Raw genomic sequence first — 15,148 nt, 5'->3', positions numbered from 1 at the left:
TTTGGAAGGATTAGCCGTGCCTTTGCCATGATTAAATAAGCTATTCTTTAGAAATAGCGCGTACGTATTTAGAAAATGGGCAGACTAATCCTATTTTTTATGATTTGAAATATGCGATTTCAAACGTTAAAAATAAGATTAGTTAATCATTGTCCACCCATCATCCCTTCTCAATTTATTACAAACAATATAGCATATTTTTCAATTCGAAAGCAAAGGTCATTTTCATCAAAAAAGCTCCTGCTCTCATTTCTGAGGCAGGAGCTTAAAAGGGTTATTGCTGCTTTAATTTTCTTACTTTATAAATCACAATCAGCAAAATAAACCAAACCGGTGTAACAAATAAGGAAACCCGAGTATCCTGTGCTAATGCCAGTACAACAAGGACAAACGCCAGGAACGCCAAAATTAAGTAATTCGTAAATGGATAAAGCGGCAGCTTAAATTTGTTTGCTTTCGCCAATTCAGGTCTTGTTTTACGGTATTTCATATGGCAGATAACAGTAATTCCCCAAATATAGATAAAACATACGGTGGAAATACTTGTGATCAAGGTGAATACGCCTTCCGGCATGATGTAGTTCAATGTGACACCGATTAAAATCACGATAGCTGAAAAGAACAATGCATTTCTTGGTACCTTGCGCGGTGTCAGTTTCGCCATTGATTCTGGCGCATTTTTGTCTTTCGCCAGTGAATAGACCATGCGGCTTGTACTGAATACAGCGCTGTTGCAGGCTGAGGCAGCTGACGTTAATACAACAAAGTTGATAATGCTTGCCGCCCCGACGATGCCGACTGCAACAAAGACCTGTACGAATGGGCTTTCGCTAGGATTGATGACATCCCATGGATAGATGCTCATAATCACAAGAAGCGCCCCAATATAGAAAAGCAGCACCCTTACAGGGATATTGTTGATCGCCTTAGGGATGACTTTTTCAGGGTTTTCTGTTTCACCCGCTGTAAGCCCGACGAGTTCAATGCCGACAAAGGCAAACACAACCATCTGGAACGAGAGGATAAATCCGTGTATTCCATTCGGGAACATGCCTCCGTGGCTCCAGAGATTTGAGAAACTGGAAACACCTGAACTTGTGGAAAAGCCTTTGAAAATCATAAAAAGACCGATCACAATCAGCGCCAAGATGGCAATAACTTTAATTAATGCAAACCAGAATTCCAATTCTCCAAACAGCTTGACGGTAGCCAGGTTCATAATCAGTAAAATAATAAGAGCGATTAAGCCCGGAACCCATTGCGGCACACCGGGAAGCCAATACTGTGTATATAGCCCGACCGCAGTTAAATCGGCCATCGCGATTGAAATCCAGCAGAACCAGTAGGTCCAGCCTGTGATAAATGCGGCCATATCGCCTAAATAATCCTGAACAAAATCAACAAAAGAGTGATAGTTCAGATTAGACAACAGCAGTTCTCCAAGCGATCTCATAATTAAAAAGCAAATGATCCCCGTGATCATGTAAGCAAATAAAATTGACGGTCCTGCAAAGTGTATCGATTTTCCTGAGCCGAGAAACAGCCCTGTCCCAATGGCTCCGCCGATCGCAATAAGCTGGATGTGCCTGTTTTTCAGGCCTCTCGACAGTTTCTGCTGATTTATATTAGGATCTTGCGTCTTGTCGTCTGTCACTTTGTGTGTTCCTCCATTGAAAATTGTTTAAACATGTTTTTAGATACTATTATAACACTAAAATTTCTATCTTTTTTACTATACAGGAAATATGGAAGGAAATTTTAAGGTTTATCGATTCATCACAAGATACGAAAAAAGCGGCTCAATCGTGGGAGCCGCTTTTGTTTACGCCATTTTATGATTTTTTCATATACAGATAAAGCCCATAATCAGTCGGAGCAGATGCGTACCCTATCTGACGCAGCATCGCTGTTATGTTGCCGCGGTGATATGTCCCGTGATTTACAACATGCGGCACCAGTTCAGAAGCAGTCGTTTTCATGATTCCGCCGGCGGGATTTTCAATCTGAAGGGGTTTATGGATCTGTTCCTTTTGCTTGAAAAAAGCTGTATATCGCTCGGACAATTTTAGAAACAGGGCTTCCATTTCCGCTAGTTCCTTCGCCACTGTCTGGTCTTTAAGCTGTTCAGCTAATGCCAAAGCATGGTTCATACTTTTTCCGGAAAACACTTCCACCCAGCCGAGATCCGAAAGATAAACATGGGACAATACATGGGATATTGACGGGAACACACTTTGGATCTCCTGACGATAAACCTCCTGTGGAAGCTCTTTTAATCGATTAAACATTTGCTGATGAGCCCATACGTTATATTCATACAATTGTAATGCTAGATCAGACATGTGAATTTTCCCCTTTCGCGTTTATAACTTTTATTATACGCGAACAAACATTCTTGAGGAGATGTTCGTTCATAAAATATGTTGACAGATATAGTTTAGGTGGATAAACTAATTAACAGTGTTCATAAAGTTTAGAGGGGTAAACTACAATGAGGAGGGAAAGATGTTGAATGAACAAAAGCTATGTCAGGCGATAAACCTGTTTGTGGAAGTGTTGCTTGAAGGGACAGAGTTTCTGCATCGTGAAATCAATCAGGATATCTTCAATATCTCAAAGGAACAGGCAGACCTGTTAAAAATTTTAAAAGTCAAAGGCCCAACCTCTCCCGGCAGTCTGGCCATGTATCAAAATGTACATAAGAGCGCGATATCAAACAGACTGAAAAAGCTTCTCGATAAGGGATTGGTTGAATGGAATGACTGTCCGGCAAAAAGTGATAAACGCTCTAAGCTTATTAACATCACAACCAGCGGTGAACACATACTGGAAGAATTAGAGGCAGCCATCTTTAACGCTGTCAAAGGACTGATCGGTGATATAGATGAGGAACATTTGAATTCTACCATAGAGATATTCACCATTATAAAAAGCAAATTTAAAGGAGGAGATTCTGCAGAATGAGAGCCATCATCAAATTCAAGTGGGCAATTGCAGCCATTATATTGGCACTTACCGTCGTATTGAGTTTGTTTTCTCCGAACTTGACGGAACTGGCAAATCAAAAGGGGCAGGTCCAGCTTCCTGCTGATGCTGTTTCAGAAAGGGCAGATGCCATTTTAAAACAAGCGGGAGAAGACAATAACTCAATCAGTATAGTCTTTCCATTAGACCATGCTTTGAAGAAAGTAACAGAGGATCAGCTCCGCACAATGATCGACCAAATCAAACAGATCGACGGTGTAGAAGAGGTAACGTCTCCTCTGACAGCGGAAAAAGAAGTCAAAGACCAATTGATGTCAAAAGATAAAAAAACCATCCTCATTCCTGTCAAAATTACAGGTTCTGATCAAAAGGCGGAAAAAATCGCGGATGAGATTTATAAAATGGTTCCGGAAGATTTGACGGCATATATTACGGGAGCTTCTCTCATCAATCAGGATTTCATCCACAGCTCAGAGGAAGGGCTTAAGAAAACGGAAGTGATCACAGTCTGCCTGATCATCGGTTTACTGCTGATCATGTTCCGATCTGTTGTGACACCTTTTATCCCGATTGTGGTTGTCGGTTTCTCGTATCTGATCAGTCAATCCATACTTGGCATCCTTGTGTACAATGTTGATTTTCCAATCTCGACGTTTACCCAAACCTTCTTAGTCGCGATCCTGTTTGGTATCGGAACAGATTACTGCATTCTGCTTCTGACCCGATTCCGTGAAGAATTGGCAAACGGTCATGACAAAAAAGAAGCGGCGCTTATCGCCTACCGTACAGGGGGGAAAACCTTATTTATCAGCGGATTTGCGGTATTGATCGGATTTTCCGCCTTAGGATTTGCGAAGTTTGCGATTTTCCAATCCGCAGTGGGAGTTGCAGTGGGAGTCGGAATTCTAATGATCATCCTCTACACATTGCTGCCATTATTTATGGTGACGCTGGGTGAAAAATTATTCTGGCCTTCTAAGAAAGTGCTGTCACACAGTGACAATAAATTATGGGCGTTTCTCGGCAGACATTCCGTCGCGCGTCCGTTTCTGTTTATTGTTATCACGGTCATGATCACGCTTCCGTTCATTTTGACCTATGATGACCAGATTTCATTCGATTCGACTGCGGAAATCAGCAGCGATTATCAATCAATCAAAGCGCTCGAGGCCATTAAGGATGGATTCGGTGAAGGGAAAGCATTCCCGATCAATGTTGTCGTGAAAGGTGACAAAGACCTCACAACAGCTGATACAATCCCATATCTCGGAAATATCAGCAAAGCGATCGAGAAAGTCGATCATGTTGACTCTGTTATGACCATCACGCAGCCGACAGGTGAAAAAATCAAAGATTTATATATTGATAAACAGCTAGGCTCGGTGTCAGACGGGCTGGATAAGACGGTAAAAGGAATTGCTGATGTCCAAAGCGGTTTAACGGATATAGAAAACGGACTGAATCAAATGGCAGGGCAAACCGGTTCAGCCTCAAATAGCGGCTCCGGCGGTTCACTTGGCGATGCGGCTGACGGCTTGGGCAAAATCAATCAGCAGCTGCAGCTAGTCAGCAAACAGATGTCCCAAACCGGCAATACTGCTCAGACCGTGCAGCAGCTTACAGCAATCAGCGGACAGCTAGGTCAGATACAAACCGGCCTTGAACAAGCGAATCAGCAGCTTTCAAGCCAGCAGGCTCAAGCGGGAACGCTGACCGAAAGCCTGAAGAAGCTGTCCGAAGGCGTGCAGAGTGCAAATGATGGCCTGACGAAAGTTTCTGACGGTATTACAGCTTCCAGTGATATGTTAGAAGACATGAGCAAAAGTCCGACTGTAAGAGATACAGGCATATTCCTTCCTGACCAAGTCATGAAGGATAAAGACTTCAAGAAGTCAATTGACCAATATTCCTTTGCAGACGGCAAAGGCGTGCAATTAAACGTCGTCCTGGATTCCAATCCTTACTCAGAACAAGCCATTACGACAATAAACCAGATCAAAAAAGCTGTCGCAAACGAAGTTGACGGCACTTCTCTGGAGGATACTCAGATCGTGTACGGCGGGGTTACGAGTATGAATGCGGACTTAAAAGAGCTGTCCACAACGGACTTCTCCAGAACAATGGTGATCATGATTATAGGCCTGTTTATCGTGTTAACCATTTTGTTCCGCTCAATGATCATGCCGATTTATATGATCGCGTCACTGCTGCTGACGTACTATACGTCAATATCCATAACAGAATTAATTTTTGTAAACGGCTTAGGAAACGCCGGCGTCAGCTGGGCAGTACCGTTCTTCAGCTTTGTCATCTTGATCGCGTTAGGCGTAGATTATTCGATCTTCTTGCTGGACCGATTTAAGGAAGAGGTGCACCTTGGCATTGAGCAGGGTGTCGTCAGATCAATGAGCAAAATGGGATCCGTTATAATTACAGCGGCCATTATTTTGACCGGCACGTTCGCGGCGATGATGCCTTCAGGCGTCAATACGCTGATGCAGGTGGCAAGTGTCATCATTATCGGTCTCTTGCTTTACGGCCTAGTCATTCTTCCGCTCTTCATGCCGGCAATCATTGCGACCTTTGGAGAAGGAAACTGGTGGCCGTTTGGCAGAAAGAAAAATAAAGAATAGAAAAAAAGAGTGATGACAATTCATTTGTTCATCACTCTTTTTTGTAAATGTAAAAGGCACGTTTTTCACCTGTCAGCAAGCAATGGAGGAAAAGGGGAGAATCATCAACTTTTCTACATCTGTTGTCGGTCAAATGTTTCCGACATACAGCGTATATGCGGGAACAAAAGGCGCGGTTGAGCAATTTACCCGTCAGCTCGCCAAATAATTAGCCGTGAAACAAATCACCATTAATGCGGTACCGGAAGATATCGCAAATGTGATTGAATTTTTAACTAGCGAACAATCCCAATGGATCACAGGCCAGACGATCCGGGTGAACGGCGGATTTATTTAAAATGAAAAAGCTCCCAAGAGTCATTCTTGGGAGCTTTGTTTTATTTCCATTCTGCAATAGTATCAATCGGCAGACGGTAGGAAGCGTATCCTTCGTCTGCAGCTTTTCCGATGGAAAGAAGCATAACAGGCACATAACGCTCTTTGTCTAATCCGAAGGCTTCCGCGATGTTTTCTTTATCGTAGCCGCCGATCGGGTTTGTGTCATAGCCGTGCGCGCGTGCAGTCAGCATAAGCTGCATAGAAACAAGGCCGCCGTCAATCAGGATCGTTTCACGGTTTACCTGTGCCGGAAGCTTTTCAAAATGAGCAGTCAGGGCAGCGATTTGTCTGTCTTTTACCTCCTGCGGCATGTAACCGAGCTCCACGGCTTTTGAATAAATGTCTTCTAAGTAGTCTGCATTGTTCATGTCTGCAAAAACAGCGATGACGGCAGAGGAAGTTGTGACCTGTGTTTGGTTAAAGCTTGCTAGCGGCGCGAGCTTCTCTTTTCCTTCCGGGCTGTCGATGACGAGAAAACGCCATGGCTGCGCGTTGACAGAGGATGGCGCAGTTGTAGCTTCCTCTAGGATTTCTGTCATCTCTTCTTTGCTGATTTTCACTGTCGGATCATAATTGCGAATGGAACGGCGTCCTTTCATAATTTCCATAAAATCGTTTGTTTTGATCATGTTGATACACTCCTTTTAAGCTTCGATATTATCTATATTGTTTCGCATGCGCCCAAGCACATTAATAAGCACGCGGCGCTCTTCAGCACTTACATTTGCGAGCATTTCCTTCATGAAACGCTCCTTTTCTTTCTTAGAAGACTCGATTCGTTTTCTTCCTTGATCTGTTAACCGCACAAGGGTAATCCGGTTGTCTTCGGGCTTGCGCCGTCTTGATACCATGCCTTTGGCTTCAAGCTGTTTTAGGTGTCTTGTCACGGCCGCGCTGTCGATATTGACTTTCTTTTGAAGGTCGCTTTGACTGATCTCATCCGCATGATAAAGCAATGTCAGCAATTCCAAACGAGATTGGCTGATGCCCGTGCATGCCTCGAACTTCACGCCAATCACTTTGTTCACGCCTTGCAGCTGATATAAAATCTCGGCTTCCTCAGAACAAAATGATGCCAAAACCCATCCCTTCTTTCTTGTCAAAAAATAATTGATATATCAATGATTGACTCGTCAATTAATATACAACGATTGATTTCAATTTGCAAGCCATTTGCACATTTGAAAAACCTCCCAACATATAAGTTGGGAGGTTCTTGTTATCCTTGCGGCTCAGGATAAAACATCAGCAGAAAAAAGCTGGCCGTTTTCTGTGATGAATTGATGTAGCTGTGCGGCGTGGATCCCGTAAACTGCATGGCGTCTCCTGATACCAGCGAATGCTCCTGATCCTGCAGATTGACGGTTAACTCGCCTTCTTTGATTAAAATGTATTCTTCTCCTAAATGTGTTTTTGCTTCATGTATGCATCCCGGTTTCAGATCGACAACATAAATTTCAAACTTTGTTTCAGGATTGTAGGGAAAAAAGGGGTAAACAATGTAGTTTTCTTCATTATCTGTAACAGGTTCAATATCTTTAAGATTAATTTTTCTTACTTTCGGCTTGTCTTCTTTCAGAAAAACAGAAAAAGATACTTGCAGCCCATTTGCGATCTTCCAGAGAGTGGTGACAGTCGGGGTCGATTTTTCTTTCTCAATTTGTCCGAGCATCGCTTTGCTGACGCCCGTTAACTCAGAAACTTGATCAAGAGTCAGGTTTCTGCTTTTTCTGAGTTTGACAAGATTCTTTGCGATAATGGCTTGGATATCATCCATACATGTATCTCCTTACGTCATATTCACTTTATTATAACATATTAAAATCAGCTATTACATACAGTTGTAAGCTATAACATATATGTGTATAATATGTTAGACGAGGAGGAGAATCAGAATGATATCAGAGAAGGAAATCACTCATGCCCCAACTTGCGAGCCATCGTTCTTACAAGGGTTTAAAGATTGTGTCCCGACGCTGATCGGCTACATCAGTATAGGTTTGGCTGCCGGAATCGTGGGGATTGCCTCGCATTTAAGCGTCCTTGAGATTACGCTGTTGTCAGGTTTGGTTTTTGCCGGCGGCTCCCAGTTCGTTATCTGTGCTTTGTTAGCAGCGAACAGTCCGATGTCCGCTATTATCCTGACAACGTTTATCGTGAATTTACGCAATTTTCTATTAAGTGCCGCGCTTGCTCCTCATTTTTCAAAGTATTCGCTAGTGAAAAATGTGGGGATCGGCATGATGGTGACAGATGAATCATTCGGTGTTGCTTCAAATAAGATTGTAAAAAAAGAACCAATTAGTGATCGATGGATGTTCGGATTAAATCTCACTGCATATGCGTGCTGGGTGCTCTCTTGTGTGGCAGGGGCGGTCTTTGGTAAATGGATTACCAATCCGGAAACGTTCGGACTCGACTTTGCGGTGACGGCTATGTTTTTAGCACTGCTGATTTTGCAGATGGAACATGTTGTGCCTGCAAAGATTAAACACTATGTATCTCTCATTATTTATATGGTGATTGCGATGATTGTTTTCTCTTTCTTTATGCCGTCACATCTCGCTGTGATCATGTCAACGATCATCGTAGCGACAATCGGGGTGGTGACAGATAAATGAGCATAAATACATACATCCTGATGGTGATTATCGGCTGCGCGCTGGTCACAATGATTCCCCGCGTGATTCCATTTTTAGTTGTACGGAATATTTCCTTGCCGGAGCCTGTGCTGAAATGGCTCTCCTATGTGCCGGTTTGTATATTGACGGCACTTGTTGTGAAGGATTGCATGATTCAATCCAATGATTCTCTGAAATTGAATTGGCAGGCAGCTGTTGTATTGATTCCTACTCTATTGATTGCACTGAAAACAAAAAGTTTGTCTATGACAGTCATCAGCGGTGTTGTTCTTATGGCCGGCTTGCGCTTATGGGTATAAAACAGCTGCTTACATCAAAACTCACGATATCAGGGGGAAGCAGACCCTGGTATTTTTTGTGTCTCTGATTCAATCATTAAGCGGCTTTCACTGACTGAAAGTTATGGTACAATATACAAATGTTTTACAGCTTCAATCAATTGTTGGAGTGACATCTGTTTCAGATAAATAATAGATTGAAGGGAAGGTTTTGATAGAATGCTGCAAAATCCAACTGGAAAAGAGCGTTTGGCATTGGCATTTCTGCTCGGCATGCTTGCTATATTGGGCCCGCTTAATATAGATATGTATTTGCCTAGTTTTCCTGACATTGCCGATGATTTATCGGCCAGTGCCTCGCTTGTACAGTTAAGTTTAACAGCCTGTCTGATCGGGCTTACCATCGGCCAGGTGATTGTCGGGCCGGTCAGTGATGCGCAGGGAAGACGGAAACCGCTATTAATCTGTATTTTCTTATTTGCGTTATCTTCTCTGTTCTGTGCGCTTTCACCAAACATTACAACACTAGTGGCAGCCCGTTTTTTACAGGGGATTACGGCCTCTGCAGGACTTGTGCTGTCTCGGGCAATCGTGCGGGATGTGTTCACAGGGAGAGAGCTTTCTAAATTTTTCTCACTGTTAATGGTGATTACCGCAGTCGCGCCAATGATTGCGCCAATGACAGGCGGTGCTCTTTTATTGCTGCCGTTTGCAACGTGGCATACGATTTTTCACTTTTTAACGATCATCGGATTTGTACTTGTACTGATTATTGCGCTGAGGTTAAAAGAAACATTGCCGCCAGAAAAGCGGATTCCAAGCTCAATTGGAACATCTGTCAGAACAATGGGGAGCCTGCTGAAGGATCGTTCTTTTATGGGCTACGCGTTAACTGTCGGATTTGTTCACGGAGGAAGCTTTGCTTATGTATCCGGTACGCCTTTTGTGTACCAGGATATTTACGGGGTGTCGCCGCAGGTGTTTAGTATTTTATTCGGCATTAACGGCCTGGCGATTATTACGGGAAGCTTTATTATCGGGCGCTTTGGCGGAATCATTCATGAAAAAAGCCTGCTCCGCATGGCGGTCATTACAGCTATGATTGCGACTGCCGTGCTTTTAACGATGACGATGATTCACGGTCCTCTCGCTGCATTGGTCATCTCTATTTTTGTCTATATGATTACGATCGGCATGGTTCTGACGAGCACATTTACGCTGGCCATGGAAAAACAGGGGCACCGCGCCGGAAGTGCAAGTGCGCTGCTGGGAATGCTCCCGCTGCTCCTTGGCTCCATCGTTTCGCCGCTTGTGGGCATTGATGAGACGACAGCTGTTCCGATGGGAGCGATCATGTTTGTTACAGCAGTTATCGGTTCGCTCGCCTTTTTTAGATTAACTAAAGAGAGCGTGAAGCAGAATTAATCAAAAAAAACCTGACGGCATGTCAGGTTTTTTTGATCTTATTAAAATAGCAAAAGCAGGCCGGCGATGGCCGGAGTCAAAAAGATTGCTGATTTCAAGACGGCCTTTGGCATGAGATTGGTGAATTTCGCGCCAACATACGCACCGCACATGGTTCCGATCAAGACTTTGATCAGCAACACATAATCAACAAATCCTTCCGTGATATACCCTATGCCTCCGCCTACAGCAAGAGGGATAATGACAAGCATCGTCGTTCCGACAGAATGACGGATGGAAAGGTTCAGCATAATCATTAAACCGATTTGGATAAAGGGAGCAGAACCGATGCCAAATGTGCCGGAAAGTATGCCTGATACGATTCCTAAAATCACGGCTTTTGTATACATAGATACATTGCTCTGATTCCCTTGAGGTTTTTCTTTTAAAATAAATAATCTGATTAAAATGAGAATCGCTGATAAAAATAACATTCCTGCTGTCAAATAATGAAGCAAATCGGCGGGAATAAATGATGTCAGCTTTGCCCCGAAAAATGACCCGACGGCAGCAAAGCATCCGACCGTTAAACCGATTTTTAATTGGATGTTGCCTTCCCGGTAATGGCTGTAGGCCCCTGATAAGCTGGTGAAAGCCATACCGGCGAGGGAAGTGCCTAAAGCTGTATGAATCGGAATATGAAAAACAAGGGTTAAAAGAGCAATAACAAAGCCGGCTCCCCCGGCACCAATAAAGCCTAAAATGATTCCGAGAAGAAACATAACAAGAATAATGAGCATATTTTTTCCTCCATTGTATTCTGAGCTGTAAATGTAATGAATCTGAGTGATTGTAGCTGAGGCGAAGTGTCCGGCAGCCGATGAGAGGATCATCTCACTGGTTTACAGTAGTCCGTCGACCGTCGTTTAGCAAAAATATCGTACCGCAAATTTTGGAATTTGACAAGGCAGTTTGTTGCTTCCCTTTATCATCTGTTATATGATTTTGATGAAGAACAGCCCCTGAATCTATTCAAAAGAGGTATTATTTATATGGATGATTTTAAATTAGACAAGCCGACTCCTTATTACCTGCAATTTTATTTCCAGCTGAAAAAAATGATTTTTAACGGGACTTTTAAGCCGGGGGAACGGATCAATGAAACACAGCTGGCTAAAAGTTTCGGTGTCAGCCGCTCTCCGATACGGGAAGCTATGCGGCTGCTTGAGAAAGACGGCTTGTTAAGAGCAGATGACCGGAATGGATTTTCAATCGCTTCTTTAACGGCTAAAGATGTAGATGAAATTTATAAAATCAGAATTCCTCTCGAACTGCTTGCTGTCGAATTGGTCATAGACGAAGCGAATGACGAAGAGCTTCAAACGCTTGAAAAACAGCTTGAAGAAACAGAAAACGCTATTCGTAACGGAGCGGAAGAAACTGAAATGATCAGCTTAAACCAAAAGTTTCACCAGCTGCTTGTCGATTTTAGCCATAACAGACATTTAAAAAACTTGCTTGAGCATGTAAACGATCTGATTCACTTTTGCAGAATCCTTAATTATAAAGGGGACAACCGCCCTGAAACGATCCTGCGTGAACACCGCAGCATATTTGAAGAAGTAAAAAAGAGAAACAAAGAAGCAGCCAAAGAATATATGATGGCTCATTTCAATCATGATTCAGAACATTTGAAGCGTGTGCTTGAAGAAGGAAAAGAAAATTAAATGACATGTACAGATACCGAGGATGAGTCCTTGGTATTTTTTATTGCTCTCATCCCTTTAATAAATCGTAAATCATATATAAGGAAGCCCATTAATAAGATTCTATGATGATTGACTAACGAATAATGGGGGTTAGACATGTTTATCCATATCGTCCGGCCGGGTGATTCTTTGTTTTCCATAGGCAGAAGATACGGTGCTTCTGTTGATCAAATACGGGGTGTGAATGGTTTAGAAGAAACGAATATTGTGCCGGGGCAGGCTCTGCTCATCCCTCTTTATGTATATACAGTACAGCCGGGAGACACGCTCGGAGCTATTGCAGCAAAAGCGTTTGTTCCGGCAGAACGGCTAAGAGCCGCAAATCCCGCTATAAATCCAAATGCCTTGCAAGCAGGAATGAGACTGACGATTCCTAATATCTCAAACTATATTGCGGGAACGCTAAGCTTTTACGTGCTCCGCAATCCGGATCTAGATCGCGATTTAATCAATGATTACGCCCCATATTCGTCTTCGATTTCCATTTTCGAATACCATATTGCGCCTAATGGCGACATTGCAAACCAATTGAATGACGCAGCCGCTATTGAAACCACATGGAGAAGACGGGTGACGCCGCTTGCTACAATAACAAATCTAACCTCAGCAGGCTTCAGCACGGAACTCGTACACCAAGTGTTAAACAATCCAACTGCCAGAACCAATCTGGTTAACAATATTTATAACTTGGTATCCACAAGGGGATATGGCGGCGTGACGATCGATTTTGAACAAGTGAGCGCCGCAGATCGGGATCTGTTCACAGGATTTTTGCGTCAGCTGAGAGATCGTCTGCAGCCGGGAGGGTATGTGCTGACCATAGCGGTTCCGGCAAAAACAAGCGATGATATTTCGTGGCTTAGGGGCTATGATTATGGAGGGATCGGAGCGGTTGTCAATTATATGTTTATCATGGCGTATGACTGGCATCATGCGGGAAGCGAGCCGGGGCCTGTTGCGCCGATTACTGAAATAAGAAGAACAATTGAATTTGCGATTGCCCAGGTGCCGCGGAGAAAAATCATCATCGGAGTCCCGCTCTACGGCTACAATTGGATTATCCCTTACCAGCCGGGAACAGTGGCTTCAGCTATCTCAAATCAAAAATCAATTGAAACAGCGATGAGGTACCAAGCCCCTATTCAATATTCAAACGAATATCAATCGCCGTTTTTTCGCTACAGAGATGAGCAGGGACGGACGCATGAGGTATGGTTTGAAGATGTCAGGAGCATGAGCCAAAAGATGCTGATCGTCCGCGAATATGGATTACAAGCAATAGGCGCCTGGCAGTTAACACTCGGATTCACACCAGCTCCGTGGCTTCTGCGGAAATTTTTTACGATCAGAAAGGTTTAAGGGCACCGGGCACGGTGTCTTTTTAGTGATGTTTTAAGCGGCTGCTGAATGATTTTACCGTCTCAGCCTGCCTTGCGTTGTTTCTCGCATCGTGCATTATCTCTAAGCTGCTTCGTTAAAACCAGATGAAATTGTTCACGGTGTTATAAATAAGAAGCAGATAAATGCCATTCTCACACAAAGGAGGATATAGGCATCTTTTTTGAATGCGGTGCTTCGAGCAGCCCTGAGTTCCTAGAAAATTGTCAGTTCACTGGCTGGAAGCGCTGGTGATATCCTTTATCGTAACGGATTGATAGCCGTAAAACCGCATCAGCCTAAAGCGGCAGAATAATTCGATCATTTGTCACTTGCATGGCGTCAGTCTCCCCCATTATGATCGATAGTGAGAACTATCATCAGTCTAATCAGGCACAAATTGCATATCATCTTATGAACGCTTACGGAATATGAGTGAGAGGAAGTTGTCAGAATGAAAAAAGTATTGATCCTGAATTTCCCAGCAGAAGGCCATGTAAATCCTACATTAGGCATTACGAAAGCCTTTGCCGATCGGGGATATGATGTCCACTATATATCCACTGAAAAATATAAAGAAAGATTAGAAGCGGTGGGGGCGACTGTCCACCTTCATCAGGATTTGCTGAGAACAACACCTATTCAAGTCGCTTCGCCAAATGGCATTCTTGATTTCTTGAAAATACATATCAAAACCTCACTGGACATTTTACATGTCGTAAAAGAGTTGTCAAAAAGCATTCAGTTTGACTTTGTTTATTATGATAAATTCGGTGCGGGAGAGCTGGTCAGAGATTATCTCAACATCCCGGGCATCTCTTCGTCTGCTTCCTTCTTATTCGATGAAGAGCATTTAAAGATATTGCCGCTGCATCCGGATTCAGAAGTGCCTTTACAATTGGATAAAGAGTGTGAAAATCTGCTGGCAGAGATGAAAGAAACATACGGCGTATCCCCGAAAAACTTGGTTCAATTCATGAACAATAAAGGCGAACTGAATGTCGTATACACAAGCCGATATTTTCAGCCCGAAAGCGATCGTTTTGGGGATGAATGCCTGTTTATCGGACCAAGTTTTCCAAAAAGAGCAGCCAAAACGGATTTTCCTGTTGAACAGTTAAAAGATGAAAAGGTCATCTATATTTCAATGGGTACGGTACTGGACAAAACAGAAGAATTCTTCAACCTTTGTATTGATGCTTTTTCTAATTTTGATGGATTAGTCGTTATTGCAGCGGGAGAAAAAGCAGATCTCACAAAATTAAAACAGGCACCGGAAAACTTCATCATTGCCCCGTATGTGCCTCAGCTGGAAGTGCTGGAACACTCAGACGTTTTCATTACACACGGCGGCATGAATAGCGTCAATGAAGGCATTCATTTTAACGTGCCTTTGGTTGTAATGCCTCATGACAAGGATCAGCCAATGGTAGCGCAGCGTCTCTCTGAACTCCAAGCGGGCTATACGATCTCTAAGGATGAAGTAAATGCGCAGTTATTGAAACAGGGGATAGAGGAAGTTTTACAAAACGATCAATATTTGGAGGGCATTAAAAAAATCAATCAAAGCTTTCAAGAGTGTATGGACATGGACGAAGTGATGGAGCGAATTGATCAGCTGATTCATCAGAAAACCAAATAGAAAAAAGTGTATAAAGAAAACCGCTGTGTTGAATAGCGGT

At 43.2% G+C, this 15,148-nt stretch carries 13 protein-coding genes and 2 pseudogenes; 9 read left to right on the top strand and 6 right to left on the bottom strand.

Translation table 11 applies throughout. The features are described from left to right. Positions 1-274: 274 nt before the first annotated feature. Together WA325_RS20220 and WA325_RS20215 are read right to left on the bottom strand one after the other, a co-directional pair. Positions 275-1,654: an amino acid permease gene (locus WA325_RS20220; protein WP_105955106.1), complete on the bottom strand. Its 1,380-nt coding sequence runs from the start codon at positions 1,652-1,654 to the stop codon at positions 275-277. Between the two features lie 178 nt (positions 1,655-1,832). Beyond that, positions 1,833-2,342, bottom strand: a complete 510-nt coding sequence (locus WA325_RS20215) for a DinB family protein (protein WP_105955105.1) — start codon at positions 2,340-2,342, stop codon at positions 1,833-1,835. A gap of 166 nt (positions 2,343-2,508) precedes the next feature. On the opposite strand from WA325_RS20215, the gene WA325_RS20210 reads away from it, so the two are divergent. The 3 genes and pseudogenes from WA325_RS20210 to WA325_RS20200 form a co-directional block, all read left to right on the top strand. Next, entirely contained in the window at positions 2,509-2,964 is a 456-nt protein-coding gene (locus WA325_RS20210) for a MarR family transcriptional regulator (protein WP_105955228.1), read from the top strand. After that, complete coding sequence (locus WA325_RS20205) at positions 2,961-5,618, top strand: MMPL family transporter (RefSeq protein WP_202853513.1); 2,658 nt, start codon at positions 2,961-2,963, stop codon at positions 5,616-5,618. The genes WA325_RS20210 and WA325_RS20205 overlap by 4 nt, the downstream gene beginning before the upstream one ends. 37 nt (positions 5,619-5,655) lie before the next feature. Beyond that, a pseudogene (locus tag WA325_RS20200) lies at positions 5,656-5,955 on the top strand (SDR family oxidoreductase); the annotation flags it as partial. A gap of 40 nt (positions 5,956-5,995) precedes the next feature. Here WA325_RS20200 and WA325_RS20195 read toward each other — a convergent pair. The 3 genes and pseudogenes from WA325_RS20195 to WA325_RS20185 all read right to left on the bottom strand — a co-directional run bounded on the left by WA325_RS20195 (position 5,996) and on the right by WA325_RS20185 (position 7,773). Then, positions 5,996-6,625 (bottom strand): nitroreductase family protein, encoded by a 630-nt coding sequence (locus WA325_RS20195; protein WP_229150107.1) that lies wholly within the window; start codon positions 6,623-6,625, stop codon positions 5,996-5,998. A gap of 15 nt (positions 6,626-6,640) precedes the next feature. Further along, a pseudogene (locus tag WA325_RS20190) lies at positions 6,641-7,133 on the bottom strand (MarR family transcriptional regulator). A gap of 82 nt (positions 7,134-7,215) precedes the next feature. Further along, positions 7,216-7,773 (bottom strand): helix-turn-helix domain-containing protein, encoded by a 558-nt coding sequence (locus tag WA325_RS20185; protein ID WP_227598929.1) that lies wholly within the window; start codon positions 7,771-7,773, stop codon positions 7,216-7,218. A gap of 118 nt (positions 7,774-7,891) precedes the next feature. Between WA325_RS20185 and WA325_RS20180 the strand changes: the two genes are divergently transcribed. From WA325_RS20180 to WA325_RS20170, 3 genes are all read left to right on the top strand, one after another. Next, positions 7,892-8,617: an AzlC family ABC transporter permease gene (locus WA325_RS20180; RefSeq protein ID WP_322013320.1), complete on the top strand. Its 726-nt coding sequence runs from the start codon at positions 7,892-7,894 to the stop codon at positions 8,615-8,617. Next, entirely contained in the window at positions 8,614-8,937 is a 324-nt protein-coding gene (locus tag WA325_RS20175; protein ID WP_059291864.1) for an AzlD domain-containing protein, read from the top strand. Before WA325_RS20180 ends, WA325_RS20175 begins: the two co-directional genes overlap by 4 nt. A 198-nt stretch (positions 8,938-9,135) precedes the next feature. Further along, positions 9,136-10,341: a Bcr/CflA family efflux MFS transporter gene (locus WA325_RS20170; RefSeq protein ID WP_024120381.1), complete on the top strand. Its 1,206-nt coding sequence runs from the start codon at positions 9,136-9,138 to the stop codon at positions 10,339-10,341. A gap of 41 nt (positions 10,342-10,382) precedes the next feature. On the opposite strand, the gene WA325_RS20165 is transcribed toward WA325_RS20170, so the two are convergent. Continuing rightward, entirely contained in the window at positions 10,383-11,120 is a 738-nt protein-coding gene (locus WA325_RS20165; RefSeq protein ID WP_105955097.1) for a sulfite exporter TauE/SafE family protein, read from the bottom strand. 252 nt (positions 11,121-11,372) lie between these two features. Between WA325_RS20165 and WA325_RS20160 the strand changes: the two genes are divergently transcribed. From WA325_RS20160 to WA325_RS20150, 3 genes are all read left to right on the top strand, one after another. Further along, positions 11,373-12,047, top strand: coding sequence for a GntR family transcriptional regulator (locus WA325_RS20160; RefSeq protein ID WP_024120383.1), 675 nt, complete (start codon positions 11,373-11,375; stop codon positions 12,045-12,047). Between the two features lie 138 nt (positions 12,048-12,185). Next, positions 12,186-13,448 (top strand): glycoside hydrolase family 18 protein, encoded by a 1,263-nt coding sequence (locus WA325_RS20155; protein WP_336184120.1) that lies wholly within the window; start codon positions 12,186-12,188, stop codon positions 13,446-13,448. A gap of 472 nt (positions 13,449-13,920) precedes the next feature. Beyond that, positions 13,921-15,108, top strand: coding sequence for a macrolide family glycosyltransferase (locus tag WA325_RS20150; protein WP_105955096.1), 1,188 nt, complete (start codon positions 13,921-13,923; stop codon positions 15,106-15,108). Positions 15,109-15,148 lie beyond the last annotated feature (40 nt).

The sequence above is a fragment of the Bacillus sp. 205(2023) genome, from assembly GCF_037027485.1.
GTDB classification, from domain to species: Bacteria; Bacillota; Bacilli; order Bacillales; family Bacillaceae; genus Bacillus; species Bacillus halotolerans.
Note: the sequence above shows the minus strand (reverse complement) of the source record. Positions and strands in the feature narration are given on the sequence as shown.